Source organism: Bacillus sp. FSL K6-0993 (assembly GCF_037977205.1).
Lineage (GTDB): Bacteria > Bacillota > Bacilli > Bacillales > Bacillaceae > Bacillus > Bacillus subtilis.
In genome coordinates, this window is the sequence record NZ_CP150275.1 from 2,546,621 (window position 1) to 2,559,838 (window position 13,218).

The 13,218-nt window shown below is 36.7% G+C and carries 15 protein-coding genes and 2 pseudogenes; 7 read left to right on the forward strand and 10 right to left on the reverse strand.

Annotation, left to right across the window (positions count from 1 at the left end):
- Positions 1 to 39: 39 nt before the first annotated feature.
- Positions 40 to 1,338 (reverse strand): two-component system sensor histidine kinase YrkQ, encoded by a 1,299-nt coding sequence (gene yrkQ / locus MHH79_RS13280; RefSeq protein ID WP_063335458.1) that lies wholly within the window; start codon positions 1,336 to 1,338, stop codon positions 40 to 42.
- Positions 1,325 to 2,020, reverse strand: a complete 696-nt coding sequence (gene yrkP / locus MHH79_RS13285) for a two-component response regulator YrkP (RefSeq protein WP_340034622.1) — start codon at positions 2,018 to 2,020, stop codon at positions 1,325 to 1,327. Before yrkP ends, yrkQ begins: the two co-directional genes overlap by 14 nt.
- A gap of 267 nt (positions 2,021 to 2,287) precedes the next feature.
- On the opposite strand from yrkP, the gene MHH79_RS13290 reads away from it, so the two are divergent.
- The 3 genes from MHH79_RS13290 (at position 2,288) to MHH79_RS13300 (ending at position 4,571) form a co-directional block, all read left to right on the forward strand.
- Positions 2,288 to 3,505, forward strand: a complete 1,218-nt coding sequence (locus MHH79_RS13290; RefSeq protein WP_015384144.1) for a DUF418 domain-containing protein — start codon at positions 2,288 to 2,290, stop codon at positions 3,503 to 3,505.
- On the forward strand, positions 3,424 to 3,669 hold the full coding sequence (locus tag MHH79_RS13295) for a hypothetical protein (protein WP_340034626.1): 246 nt from the start codon (positions 3,424 to 3,426) through the stop codon (positions 3,667 to 3,669). Before MHH79_RS13290 ends, MHH79_RS13295 begins: the two co-directional genes overlap by 82 nt.
- A 344-nt stretch (positions 3,670 to 4,013) precedes the next feature.
- Positions 4,014 to 4,571, forward strand: a complete 558-nt coding sequence (locus tag MHH79_RS13300) for a GNAT family N-acetyltransferase (RefSeq protein ID WP_063335460.1) — start codon at positions 4,014 to 4,016, stop codon at positions 4,569 to 4,571.
- A 514-nt stretch (positions 4,572 to 5,085) separates the two neighbouring features.
- Here MHH79_RS13300 and MHH79_RS13305 read toward each other — a convergent pair.
- From MHH79_RS13305 to MHH79_RS13325, 5 genes and pseudogenes are all read right to left on the reverse strand, one after another.
- Positions 5,086 to 5,795, reverse strand: a pseudogene (locus MHH79_RS13305) (alpha/beta hydrolase); the annotation flags it as partial.
- Positions 5,796 to 5,954 (reverse strand): annotated as a pseudogene (locus tag MHH79_RS13310) (IS1595 family transposase); the annotation flags it as partial. It abuts the pseudogene before it with no gap.
- Positions 5,955 to 6,019: 65 nt separating this feature from the next.
- A complete protein-coding gene (gene phrI, locus MHH79_RS13315) occupies positions 6,020 to 6,139 on the reverse strand; it encodes a phosphatase RapI inhibitor PhrI (protein ID WP_080467345.1) in 120 nt (39 codons plus the stop codon).
- Positions 6,140 to 6,377: 238 nt separating this feature from the next.
- Entirely contained in the window at positions 6,378 to 6,938 is a 561-nt protein-coding gene (locus MHH79_RS13320) for a YiiX/YebB-like N1pC/P60 family cysteine hydrolase (protein WP_063335461.1), read from the reverse strand.
- A gap of 22 nt (positions 6,939 to 6,960) precedes the next feature.
- On the reverse strand, positions 6,961 to 7,296 hold the full coding sequence (locus MHH79_RS13325) for a DUF3139 domain-containing protein (RefSeq protein ID WP_340034628.1): 336 nt from the start codon (positions 7,294 to 7,296) through the stop codon (positions 6,961 to 6,963).
- A gap of 395 nt (positions 7,297 to 7,691) precedes the next feature.
- Here MHH79_RS13325 and MHH79_RS13330 point away from each other — a divergent pair, with 395 nt between their 5' ends.
- Positions 7,692 to 7,931: a YesK family protein gene (locus MHH79_RS13330; protein ID WP_196210915.1), complete on the forward strand. Its 240-nt coding sequence runs from the start codon at positions 7,692 to 7,694 to the stop codon at positions 7,929 to 7,931.
- A gap of 623 nt (positions 7,932 to 8,554) precedes the next feature.
- Here MHH79_RS13330 and MHH79_RS13335 read toward each other — a convergent pair.
- On the reverse strand, positions 8,555 to 9,079 hold the full coding sequence (locus MHH79_RS13335) for an NAD(P)H-dependent oxidoreductase (protein WP_340034630.1): 525 nt from the start codon (positions 9,077 to 9,079) through the stop codon (positions 8,555 to 8,557).
- A 246-nt stretch (positions 9,080 to 9,325) separates the two neighbouring features.
- Positions 9,326 to 9,802, reverse strand: coding sequence for an HXXEE domain-containing protein (locus MHH79_RS13340; protein ID WP_015483463.1), 477 nt, complete (start codon positions 9,800 to 9,802; stop codon positions 9,326 to 9,328).
- Between the two features lie 322 nt (positions 9,803 to 10,124).
- Between MHH79_RS13340 and MHH79_RS13345 the strand changes: the two genes are divergently transcribed.
- Genes MHH79_RS13345 through MHH79_RS13355 form a run of 3 tightly spaced genes read left to right on the forward strand, consistent with a single transcriptional unit; the run spans position 10,125 to position 11,387 of the window.
- Positions 10,125 to 10,544 carry a MarR family transcriptional regulator gene (locus tag MHH79_RS13345; RefSeq protein WP_015483464.1) on the forward strand — a complete coding sequence of 140 codons (420 nt, stop codon included), beginning with the start codon at positions 10,125 to 10,127 and terminating at the stop codon, positions 10,542 to 10,544.
- Between the two features lie 20 nt (positions 10,545 to 10,564).
- A complete protein-coding gene (locus tag MHH79_RS13350) occupies positions 10,565 to 10,957 on the forward strand; it encodes a rhodanese-like domain-containing protein (protein WP_046340253.1) in 393 nt (130 codons plus the stop codon).
- 4 nt (positions 10,958 to 10,961) lie between these two features.
- A complete protein-coding gene (locus MHH79_RS13355; protein ID WP_080467336.1) occupies positions 10,962 to 11,387 on the forward strand; it encodes an EVE domain-containing protein in 426 nt (141 codons plus the stop codon).
- 545 nt (positions 11,388 to 11,932) lie between these two features.
- Here MHH79_RS13355 and MHH79_RS13360 read toward each other — a convergent pair.
- Positions 11,933 to 13,060 (reverse strand): Rap family tetratricopeptide repeat protein, encoded by a 1,128-nt coding sequence (locus MHH79_RS13360; RefSeq protein WP_038429342.1) that lies wholly within the window; start codon positions 13,058 to 13,060, stop codon positions 11,933 to 11,935.
- Positions 13,061 to 13,218 lie beyond the last annotated feature (158 nt).

The following is a 13,218-nucleotide window of genomic DNA, read 5'->3' on the forward strand; positions in this document are numbered from 1 at the left end:
TGTCTCCGATTTCAATATTTTATTCGTTTTGTTCGCAGCCTACATCTTTGTGTTCCAAAATCGCAGCACAATGTAGTACTTAGAATTCTTTTGTATACTGTGAAACTGTCCCTGCATGCGGGACATCATTCGCGCAATGCTTCTTTCACCGAGTCCGTTGCTTTCCGGTGTTATATCTGCAAGTTTAATCGTATTGCTAACATGGATCTCAAATATCTCTTGATCCGATACAAACGTGATGCTGATTTCTTCTTCCGGATCTGCGTATTTCAATAAGTTTGACATCACATTATCAAATACACGACCAAGCTCCTCCAAATTCACGTTAATATAGGTTTCCGGCAGCTCGCCTGAAATATGGACCCGAAAATGCTCCTGATGAAGGATAGCAATCTGATCTGATATTAGATCGTAGATCACTTCTTTCACTGCAACGGTCTCCAGATCGGCCTCATATTCCTTGTCCAGCAGGAAATACGCAAACAGATTGTCAGACAAGCTTTTTAATTGCAGTGCTTTACCATAAGCATTGGCTACATACCGATCTTTGCTGGTACCCGCTTCGCCTCCCTCTTTTTTGGCAAACTCCAGATTCATGATCAGCGACGTCAGCGGTGTGCGCATATCGTGCGACATTTCGGTAACCAGGCTGCGGCTCTCAGCTTGCAATTCCTCGATAGCTTTAAGTTTATCCAGGAAAGCTTTCCGCAGATCCTCAATGCTCTTTGCAATCATCGCTAATTCATCATGCCCTTTTATCGTCATCTCGTAGTCCAGTTCGCCCCCTTCAAGAATATGAATCTCTTGGTGAATCGTTTTAAGGTAGCGAAGACTTTGGCGAATTCCGAAGAGAACAATGATTAAAAAGATGAGGGTTGCCCCGAGCAAATCCAATGCGAAGGCCAGATCATAATATCGGGAAGAGTAGAAACCGTCGATAATGACTCGTCCTTCACCATCGCTAAACTTGACAGGATGTGAATGATTTTGAGCGTACTGAGTCAGCTTTTCCTTTCCATAATCCGATTCGGAATAAATAGAATCATATTGCAGCTCCTGATCCTTGAATATGGTGAGGTTAATGTAATTTTCTTTTTTGACCCACTCGCCAAACGCTTTTCTATCTGATGTAGACAACTCATTTTCTGAAACGTACTTGCTGAATTTTTGAATGTATCTTGCTGACTCCTCGTGATAATACTCTTCCGAACTCAGATATCCCTCGATCAGATCATCTGTGATCTTTTGCAACGTCAGAAAGATCACACCACTCACAATCGCAGCAACCATTATCAGCAAAGCCAGTTTTTTGGTTAGCGTAAATTTAAGATGCGCCAAATCGATATCCTCTTCCCCATTCAGTTTTTATATAAACCGGACGTGCCGGATCATCCTCAATTTTGGAGCGCAGCTTCCGAATATGCACCATCACCGTATTGTTGGAACAGTAAAAGTAAGGCTGTCCCCACACACTCTCATATATATTTTGGGCAGAAAATATTTTGTTGCGTTTGCTCATCATAAGTTTCAGGATACGATACTCCAGATCTGACAACTTGATTTGCTTCTCCTCTTTCCACACCTCATTAAATTCTTCGCTCACTCTTAGTTTGCCCCCGATAAGAAATGTTTCTTCCTGTTCCTTCTTTTCCTGATAGATAGTATATCTGCGTAATTGAGCAATCACTCTAGCGTGAAGTTCCTCTTCCGAGAATGGTTTAGTCATATAATCATCGCCGCCGGCGAGTAATCCCTCAGTTTTATCGAGTGTACTCGATCTGGCCGTCAGAAACAGAATCGGGACGTTAGAGGATTTCCTGATGTGCTGACATGTTTCAATTCCCGAAATGCCTGGCATCATAATATCCAAAATAACCAAATCAAGCGAGTCATTCACAAGTTGCAATGCTCGCTTTCCATCCTTGGCTCTTAGCACCTCGTAGCCTGCACGTGTAAGGGATTCCTCCAAAAGATCACCAATATCCTCATCATCCTCTACGACTAATATTTGATGGGTCATGTCTCTCTCACCTCATGATTCTTGTTGTTATTTCTCGTGTGTCCTTACTATATATCGTTCATAGTAATAAGTACGTTATAAGATACTACGTAAATCTTAACAATTTATGAAAGTTGATGCTCGCCACAAATTTGTCGCATTTTTTTAAAAAAATGATGACTCTTCATAAATTGTTAAGATTCGGTCTTTATATTTATCCATTGTAAGACTCAAGTTTTTCAGATCCGCACTACACATTGCCGTGATAAATGGGAAAGGAGTATTGATATGATTGTACAAAAAGAAGGACGCGGGCAACCGGTGAGTCTGCGGGAACGGGTTCATTTTCTGGACATCGTACGCGGATTTGCCTTGCTTGGCATTATTATTGTCAATTATTTTCTGATCGTAGATTCAGTAAAGGGATTCGAAATGGCCTCCAATGACGTACTGCATAAGCTGGTTTCCTGGTTTGCCGAAGGGAAATTCGTTACGTTATTCTCCTTCCTGTTCGGAGTCGGGTTTATGATCTTTATGGATCGAGCCGCGCAGAAGGTAGATAGTCCCAACAAGCTGTTTGCCCGCAGGTTATCTATCCTGTTGGGATTTGGCATTTTGCACATCACATTTGTTTGGGTCGGTGACATATTGGCCTTTTACGCCGTAAGTGGCTTCCTGTTACTCGCCTTCTATAAACGCACGGCCAAAACGGTGCTTAGATGGATTATCGCACTTATCGTGCTTCAATTCCTGACTCCTGTTTTCACAATGTTGTACAATGTCATCAATACTGCAGGGTCAAAAAACCCGAATTTTTCAGAGTTTACTTTGTTTAGCCACAGCAGCCTTACCTACATGGAATCCATCAGCACTCGGTGGACAGATATGGTCACGATGGCTGCTGGCTCTTTCTCTATGATCTATTCCATGTTTCTCATGTTTCTGCTGGGCGTGTACTTTGTTAAGATGGAATTTTTCAAAGACATGGAAGCGAAAAAGCCTATATGGAAGCGTATCTGGATCATTAGCACAATCGCTTTTCTAATAACACAAAGCAGTATATTACTAGACATGTTTAATCTTTCTGAGAATATGCTGTGGAAGGACATTTCCTCTGTCTTGGGTCAAAATGGCGGCTTAACCGGAAGTATGTTTTATATGAGCACTTTTGCAATGCTGTTTCTATACGTTCCTCAGCTGCGAGGCCCTATGATGATATTCACCAAAGTCGGACGGATGTCATTGACCTGTTATCTGCTTCACTCTATCATTGGAACAGTTCTGTTCCTCAGGTACGGATTCGGGCTTGCGGATCATATTCAATCCGCCGGCACGTTCATGTTCAGTCTGGCCGTGTACTTCGTGCTTATGAGCTTTAGTACATTGTGGTTGAAACGGTTTAGGTACGGTCCGATGGAATTAGTATGGCGCAAGCTGACGTACGGCAAAGTAAACGGGAGTCCCAAAGCAACTCCGCTGCATTCGGAAAAATCTATTCAGAAATAACCCCCTTGCTCAGATTGCATGTCAAATTAATGTTGTTGAATGGAGCGGGCATTAAACGGACAGATTTGATATATGGACTAGTTATTTTTATATCATTTAGGCTTCTTTGGGCTAATAAATCCACCAGAGTTTACTCAATGTGCATTGCTCATGATCGAATCTAAATTGAATCTTTTACGCATGTTGATAGTCAAAGGCGCCCCATTCGACTATTTTTGTAACTTTTCGCAGAAAAAATTCGAGAATGATGACAAATCCCGCATACGACACTTAATACGGTAGTGAACGATAGTAAATTAGGGTTACATGCAGCTTGTTTTCCAATGAAACAAAGAAAAAGAATCATACAAAAAGACAGGTGAAAGCTTTTGAAGTATTTTAACGCCAAATTTACCGCGGAAGAAAGAGCGATGGAATCACTTTTTTGTGAAAAGGCCTCGCAGAGCAGCTCGAATGTTTTACTGAACGACTGAACTCGATATTTCAGCAACTGAGGGAGTGAACAATCATGAAAACAAAAAAGGAACCAAAAGTTATTCTGGAACTAGCAAAGGAATCTGATCTGCCAGAATTCCAAAAAAAATTACAAGAAGCCTTTGCGATCGCCGTGATTGAAACGTTCGGTGATTGCGAAGATGGGCCGATTCCATCGGACAATGATGTTCAGGAGTCTTTCAATGCTCCCGGAGCAGTGGTATATCATATTCTTCAGGATGGTAAGAATGTCGGTGGTGCAGTAGTACGTATCAACAGCGAAACACATCATAATTCGCTAGATTTATTCTATGTATCTCCAGAATATCACAGCCAAGGGATTGGTCTTTCTGCTTGGAAAGCCATTGAAGCACAGTATCCGGATACTGTGCTTTGGGAAACCGTGACACCTTATTTCGAAAAGCGAAATATCAACTTCTATGTGAATAAGTGTGGATTTCATATCGTAGAGTTCTACAATGAACATCACTCTGATCCGCATATGCATCGCAATGGACGCGAAGATGACAAGCCCCTGCCGAATGATGATGACTTTTTCAGATTTGTAAAGATTATGAAAAAAAAGGACTAAACAATTGAACACGGCGAGATGCCGCAGAGAGTTGCTGGTAACTTTTTTATATTTCATTATCAGAGGAAAGTAATAATGATGTTTAAAAGGTGTTTTGATCCCTGTCTCAAAAACAGGGGTCAGTCCCCACTTGGTATGTTTTTTTCTTAAGATTGCCCCACAACCTAGTAAAATCATATCTTTTTTACAAAAACCTTTATTTATAGCACCGAGAGATTTCATTTACACTGATATGAACGATTTGTTATTAGTTCTGGGCAGAAAATGGGTTTGCATTGAGTTAGTTAAAGGATCAATCACGTAATAACTGATCAATAGAAGATTAATTAAAATCCATAAATTCTCCAATACAATCTTTGAAAAAACCTTAGTTTAATATGATGTTCTTTTTTAAGACTCTGATAAAATTGAATGTAGATAAATACTAAAAATTATAGGAAACCCTAATATTCATTATCTCAATTATTGTTTAACTAAATAGTGATTGTAACCGTAAACTCATATTTATGAAAAGTTATACCATCCGAAAATTTTCCGACTCAAGTCTGTTTAACCAGTTGTGAACCAATGAATTAAATACATCGGTTTGTTCGATTTGTAGGTTGTGACCAGCCATATCAAGCACTGAAAACGTTGCCCTTGGGTAATCTTCGATTAGTCGCCACGCATTCCTACTACATTGTCCTGACGTCCTGTGATAATTAGCGTGGGATACTCAAGTTTAGATGAAATATCGAAGGTAAACCCATATCCATTTTGACGAATGTTATTTACGAATTCATATTTTGTTTGTTTAGAAGGAAGTAAAATTTCATCTCGAAACCTCTCCCATTCAATTTTACCTTGCACAATCGCCATGGAGCAAAATCCATCCGCCTCCTCTGAAGACAAATGTGATATCAAGTCGCTGCCTCTTTTTAGAACAGTCTTCTGTGGTACTACCCTTTCATCGAATTCGGGTATAGTTTATGATGCCATCAGCAGTAATCCACGAACTGTTTCCTGACGTAAACGAACTATACCTCTGGCAATGTACCCTCCATATGAATTGCCACAAACAATAAGTTGACCAGGAATAGTCTCGTCCTAAAGACGCAAAATCGCATCTAAAATATCATCAGAGTTTTGAATAGACGGTTGCGGCTTAGAGAATCCCATACCTGGTAAGTCTATGTATATTCTCTTCCAACCGCTTCGTTTCTCAAATAACGGTTCCATTGCATTATCAAATACAAATGATGTTAATAGAAAGTCTTTAATGTGTTGTTTAGTGCTTACGTTACTGCGACTATCGACAAATAAGAACCAAGCAAGGTAATTGTCCAGATACTTTGAAGCCACATCTTTAAAGCGGTCTATCCACTATTTTAATGTTTTATTTATTTTCATTTAGATAATAAAAAGCTTAATCCCAGATATAAAGGATTAAGCTTTTTACTCTTATTTCATTATGCCCCTACCCTATCTGCAGCCACTTTGATCTCAGTATTATGATCACTTTGCAAATAAGTTATTGAAAATACACTACTTAAAATCTCTGCTGCCAATAGAATCCGGCCGATTTTCATCAAAAATCTTCCCTTTTTTAATTTTTCGTCTTGCTTCAATACTCATACGATAATATTAATTAGTCTCCAGATTATGAATCTCACTAAAACTCGAATTTTTTAGTATTGATTAGGGTAAAACTATTTTTCCCCAAAAGAGAAAGAGATAAGAATAAACTTATCTCTCTTTTCTGCCTATATAGACTATTCAAGATATTACTTAAAACTTAATGTTAAATTAGTATGTAATTATATGACCTCATTTAATCCGAGTGAAGTCCTCCATAACAACCATTAAATTAGGATTGATAACCCAGTTTGACGTAGGAGGGTATTCCCACATTTCAGCTTGATCTCCTAAAATCTTAAGTTTAACGCCACCACTAAAATAGAACGCTTGATATACAAATTTGGAACAATAAAGATCTTTCCAATCTCTTAAGGCAGAAGAAGAAACAATTCTATAGTTATACTTTGCTCCTACATTATAACTCGCCCAATATCCAGCACCTGATGCTATGCTAGAACTCTTGTAACGCATTACATTATATCCTCTGTCTTGCTTTTTAAACCAATCACTTAACTTAGAGCTTTTTACAGTGCTTCTTCCTTTATATACTTCCACTGCAGTAGCACCATCTCCCCCAACTATTGCAGCGTGTCCAACAAAGTAATTGTCCAATGACTTTTTCGAAATCAATACATCTCCAGCTTTTGCTGTTTGACCATTGCTGTATTTTACTGCTTGTGCTGAATGCAATCCGTTAGTAAACAAACATCCTAAAGCAACAAAGAAAATAGTTAAAATCCTAGCAAACAAAACTTATTCCCCCTCCGATTTGTCATTCATTTTTATTAAGAATGGGATCTTTGGCTTTACTAAGATTCTCCTTTCCTTCAAACGTTATTTTGCCGTTATTCGAAATGTAGAAATAATGTATGTTAGGCTCGTTTTTATATATGACTCTAACCAAAATCCCATAATCTCCAACCTTAGATCGAATACCTTTAACTTCTTTGATATTTTCTTTTTTCTTATCCTCTTCATTGATCAAATAATTTTCAGTTTTAGATGCAATTTTCTTGGCTTGATAATCATAGAAATAGTTTACTGAAAAGAACCCAATTACAATTAACGCAACTATTGCAATAATAATTAAAGCTATTTTCTTGTTCATTATGTGATCCATCTCCTTTTCCAAACATTAAGAGTACTTGTATAAAATGGGATGTTGAGACAATTGTACACTATATCTCTATCAATGTTAACCCTATACCTAAAAATGTTTACATTGTTATCACAAAGGATTCAGTTTTAAGACCTTTCGAAGAAAATTGCAGAATAATAACACTTTCCTACTAAAGATGGAAAGTTGCTTCTATTCGATTATTTTTTCTAAGCAACTGAACTATAAAAGGGGAAATAGTCTTTTTTTAGGCATATGATTCAGTTTCTCTCCCCTTCCCCTTGCTTCTACTCATATTGTCACTAATCCTTTATGACAGCCTTCATCTATAAATTTTCTGTTATATAAAACAACTTTCCAAAACTTTTTAATGGGGATGATGAGTAATGATGACACTCTGGCTAATGACAGCTATCTTTAGTGTTATTATTGTGGGCATTTCTTTAGTATTTAAAAAGAAGAAATCATCTCTACAGTATGGTATCCCATCAGTTTTAATGGCGTTAAGTATAATCTTATTTATTGTAAGTTTCATCGTTGGTAGATGGGAAGGAATAGGGTTAGGGGCTATCAGTGTTTCTTTGTTAGTTTCATCAGTAATCGCTTTGATCGTTATAAGCATTTGAGGGTTTTTGAAGGATTAAAGAAAAGCCTGGCTATTGATTAGCCAGGCACCTTTTAACAGCCTTTAGGTTCAAAATACATTCTAATTCCAAATGCAGCCCTGGTTACTTCAATCTTACGCATTCAACCAGCATTGTATCACACTTACATATCCTTTTACTTTAAGTAACTGGTGAGTTTTGGTGAGTAAGTCTTCTTCCATAGCCTTATTTTCCACATAAAAAATAATACCAAAGGTGGTTAAACCCTTGGTACTATTGAGATGCGGCCGAGAGGACTTGAACCTCCACGGGTTATTCGCCCACTAGTCCCTCAACATAGTAAAAACATATCATGAGTTACAAAAGCTTTTATTCAAAGCATCTGTTTATTTTATTTATACTTATTTTCATCATTTTTCAGAATTCTGGGCACAAATCGGGCACCTATTAGAGACCAAGGAACTCTACATTTCATTAAGAAATACGTACTCATTGCCCTGCTTTAATTAATTTTAAGCCCTCGCTCTATGCCCCTCTGAATTAAGTATTCGATGTAACTTTTGAAATTAAGTTTATTAAAATCTGTCACAAACCCTTATTTTCATAACACATAATTTGTTTCAGCTTCCCTCGCGAATACCGGATTAATGCTCGGCTTTAAGATAGTCAACCAATCTCTCCGCACTGTTCTTAACATCTTCTTTTGAAAGATGAAGTGTCCCATATTGTGTAAACGCAGGAAGAAAACGCATTCCTTTATAGTTAGCAGTGACTTGAAACGGTCTGATAAGCTCGCTGATCGTGATATTATATTCTCCGCCTGCTTGATAATCAGATTCCTGTGCGCCTAAGGAGATAGCTAAGAGTAGTTCTTTTCCATGCAATTTAGTTCCTCCAGTTCCATAAGCCCAGCCATGTGTTAACACATCATCTTCCCATTGTTTGAGTAACGCTGGACTGCTGTACCAATACATTGGGAACTGAAAAACGATACGCTCATGATCTAACAGGAGCTGCTGCTCTTTTTCTACATCAATGATAAAATTAGGGTATTCACCGTACAGGTCATGAACCGTAATGTCTTTCTCTTGCTTTAAACGATTCATCCAGGTTTTGTTGACAACAGACGTTTCCAAATTAGGGTGTATAACGATAACTAATGTTTTCATTAGACTGATTATCCTTTCTTTTCCAATTAGTTATTATTGCTTTTACGATAATGAATTGATTCTAATTTTAAAATAGCAACTTTATTTACACCTATTTTATCCTTTTTCATGAATTCAGGGCAACTAATTGGGCACCAAAATCAATGATGACTTAAGACATTGTTTTGTAGAAATCCGATATAACAGAATAATCCCTTATTTAGAAAATTCCCACCTTTTTCCTCAATCCTTACCAATTTAAACTCATTAAGGAGATACTGTATCACCAACTTTAAATAATAATGGAATAAGTGCTAATAAAATAATTCCTACAACCAACGTAGATATTATTAACTCCTTCCATACAATCAAATTCTTTAAAAACATTTGATAAATAACTAATGAGTTTACTGGAATGTTAAGCAATAAGCCCGTAAGAAGTCCAGGTGCATACTTTTTCATTACAACAGTTGCGATAAGATGTGGAAAAATAGCGTTGATAACCATAGAACCTAGAAAGCCAATGAAAATCCATTTTGCAATATCTGATTCTGGCATATATAAAAAACCAAATGCAGATAAATAAGCCAACATAGTTATAACACTGACAGCAAAATGAAATTCATTTGAGGTTACTGGCTTTTGAAACTTTGAAGATTGTTGTGACCATTCAGGTAACCAAATAGCTTCCTCAATATTATGCAGTGTAATAGCAAAACAAAAAAATGCTACGAAATAAACCACCTATCATTTCCTCCTCGGTGCCACAACCAATATGGTTTGGCAACATTATATTACATTTGAGGCTGATTGGATATGGTGTTAAAAGAGAGAAGAATCTGCCTTAGTAGTTGCTTCTTATTTATATGTGCAATAACGTGTTGTTGGTGGCATATCTATTAAAAAAGCCAAATGTATAAATACTACTACTTAAATAGACAATTCCTGTTAGACACACTTTTATAAAATTGAACTTAAACCTTGTGTCCCAAAAAATAATCAGTTAAACTGATTATGTGTTAAACTGATTATATGTTAAACTGATTAATAGGAGGTGCAAACTTAATTGGAGATATGGAATCAATCTTACGGTTTTTTACTCGGAAAAGTTCTTCAACGAATGGAAAGTAAATTTGCTGAAGGGCTTAACCCCTATGAGATTAATGCTAGACAATACGGAGTTCTATTGTTTATCAAAGGAAACCCTTACTCATCACAAAAAGATATTTCTGAAAATCTGCAAATAGATCGGACTACTATGGTAGGTCATATCGACCATCTCGAAACTTTAGGATTTGTTGAGAGAACAAAAAATCCTAATGACAGAAGATCCTATAGCCTTAAAATTACGGAAAAGGGTAACGATGTATTGGATTCGCGCTGGGAGTTTTTAACGAAGACGGAATTAGAAGTATTAGATCCTTTAAATCAACAAGAAAGACAATTATTCAAAGATTTTCTTATTAAGATTTGGAAGTCACTATAAAAAACAGGAGGTTTCATAATATGCATGCTCTCGATTATTTTAATGCACGTCTCGAAGCAACGATAAGCCCTATGGATTATTTAAAAGCGAAGCAAATGAGTCCCGAGAAATACTTCTTAATCGATGTCAGAAACGGTCCAACTCATGTAAGGAGTGTAACAATTAAGGATGCTAATGCTATTCCTGAACAAGAACTGCAATCTCGTTTAAATGAAATACCAAAGGATAAAGAAATTATTGTTTACTGTTGGGATGTATGGTGCAATACAGCTGCCAAAGTTGCTAAGTTTTTATTAGAAAATGGATATAAAGTCAAAGAATTAACCGGTGGTATTGCAGCATGGAAAGAAATGAACTTTCCTGTCACAAACTCAGATCAAGGCAATAATATACCTGATAATTGTGGGTGTTGACTTAGTGCAAGATAAAAGATACTGGATTGGGGTTGCTTCTCAAGATCATGTAATGAGAGCTGTCCAAGGTGGTTTTGCTCAACTTTGTCATGGCAAAGAGGCACCTTTAAAAAAGATGAATACTGGTGATTGGATTATTTATTACTCCCCCAAGATGAATTTTAAGGAAAGCACCCCACATCAAAAATTTACTGCTTTAGGCAAAGTAGTAGATAATCATATTTTTCAGTTTGAAATGGGAGATGACTTCAAACCTTTCCGGAGAAAAATAAGTTTTATTCATTCCACAGAAACACCGATACGCCCATTAATCCCAAAGCTTTCTTTCATTAAAGACGAGCAGCGTTGGGGGTATTCTTTTCGATTTGGACATTTTGAGATAAGTGAAAAAGATTTTAAGCTAATTGCAAAAAAAATGGTCGATGCTTAAGGAGATTAGAATATTCTAATCTCCTTAAAACTTTCTTATATATCTTTGACTTGTTACTCTTTGCATCCTGATTCAACAAGTTTTAAAATTAACCATTTATCACATGAAGAAAAGATTCAAACTCTAAGCTATTCCGAAACCACCATTAGAAGCACTGTCTTCAGCTACTAAGTGCTTTTTTAATGAGCTAATTAGCAAAAACACTTAAATCCCCATTGAAAGATTTTCCATGAGAACCAAAAAGCTATTGTGGTCTCACCGAAAATTTAAATTGCGGTGCCCTATTGCCTTTTTCTCTCCCCAAAAGTAAGGTTATCCCCAAGAATTTAAAGGGAGGACTAATTATATCGCATTTGATTCAATTGTTTCTGTTAATATCAAATAAAAAAACCTCCATTTCTGAAGGAGGTTGAATGTAATATTATCAAGTTTGAAAACGATCAGAGGCAATATGAAATGTGTTTTGAGTTTGATTTTCTGTTAAGTTGGATCCGAAACCACACACTAAAACAAGTGACAAACCCAGGATTAGGCATACCTTCTTTTTAAAAGTCATACAGGCATTCTCCCCTTTGAATTTGTGTTTGAGTCTCAAGCATTTTCTGATGATATACATAGGATGTTTCAAATTCTTTTGAGTTTGCGTAAGCAGCTGCGGTCTCACAGGCAATGTCTTCAATATATGAATAGTTCTTATTTTTTTCTAAGTATTCTATTGTTTGATTAACACCTTGTTGGTCCACTGCATCGACATAAAGAGCTTTTAAATATCCCTGTAATTTTGCGAAAAGCTCATCACCTTGATAAAGAGCTGCTGACAAACCTTTCTTACTTACTTGGATAGCCTCATTCATTTTTCCTTGTTTAAAAAGGATTTTTGCATAAGAAAATAAAGAATGTGGCAAGTTTGTGAGCTTTTCTTTTTCTGTAATCTCCACTGCTTGCTTTATGTATACTTCCGCCTGCTCGTAATCACCACTGTCAGCAAAATTAGTGCCTAAATTATATAGTGCAGAACTAATCAACCTTTTGTTATTCAATTCCCTAGATAACTTTAATGCCTTTTCAAGATGCGGCTGACTTTTTTCGTAATGTTTAAAATCAGTATAATTCCCTGAGATAACAAACATACATTGAACTTTTCGCACCTTATAAAGTTCATATTGATTATAAATATCCAATGCTTGTTTAACGTGATGCATAGACACATGACTTTGCTTCATACCATAATATGCTTCAGCTAACTTAAAATGAAACTCTGCCCTTTCGATCTCATCAGGGACATGTATAAGCTGCTTTTCGGCTTCTCTATAATAGTAGATAGCTTTCATGTATTGCTTCTTATCAAACTCGTACATCCCTCTGAAAAACAGAGAATAATACGACAACAGACCAGATATGCCTTTATTTGAAGTCTCAATTTTTTCAAGAAGTTCCTCAATAGTTGGTCTTATACGTGTAGTTACGGGTTCCAAATAATCTAACATGAGCTGATGACGGAATTTCATTAGGGAGAAGTAAATGAGTAAATACTCATCTTCCTCCATCCGTTGGATTTCTTGCTCCACCTCTGCCTTTAAAATCTCTGCATCCGGGACACTAAATTGACGTATCATTTTATACCATTCATTGATCTTTACGCCAACTTCTGACGATGATAAAACCGGATTCACAGGACCCCTCCTTTTATGTCTTTTTATGTAATATTCTAACATTTCCAAAAAGTGTTTGAACCGCAAAAAAACCGCAAACTTTTTATTCGCTATCTTTGATATGATCAATCAAGTTAATTTTAGGTTCATTTCCTCTTTCTTCCATGGTAATATTTTGT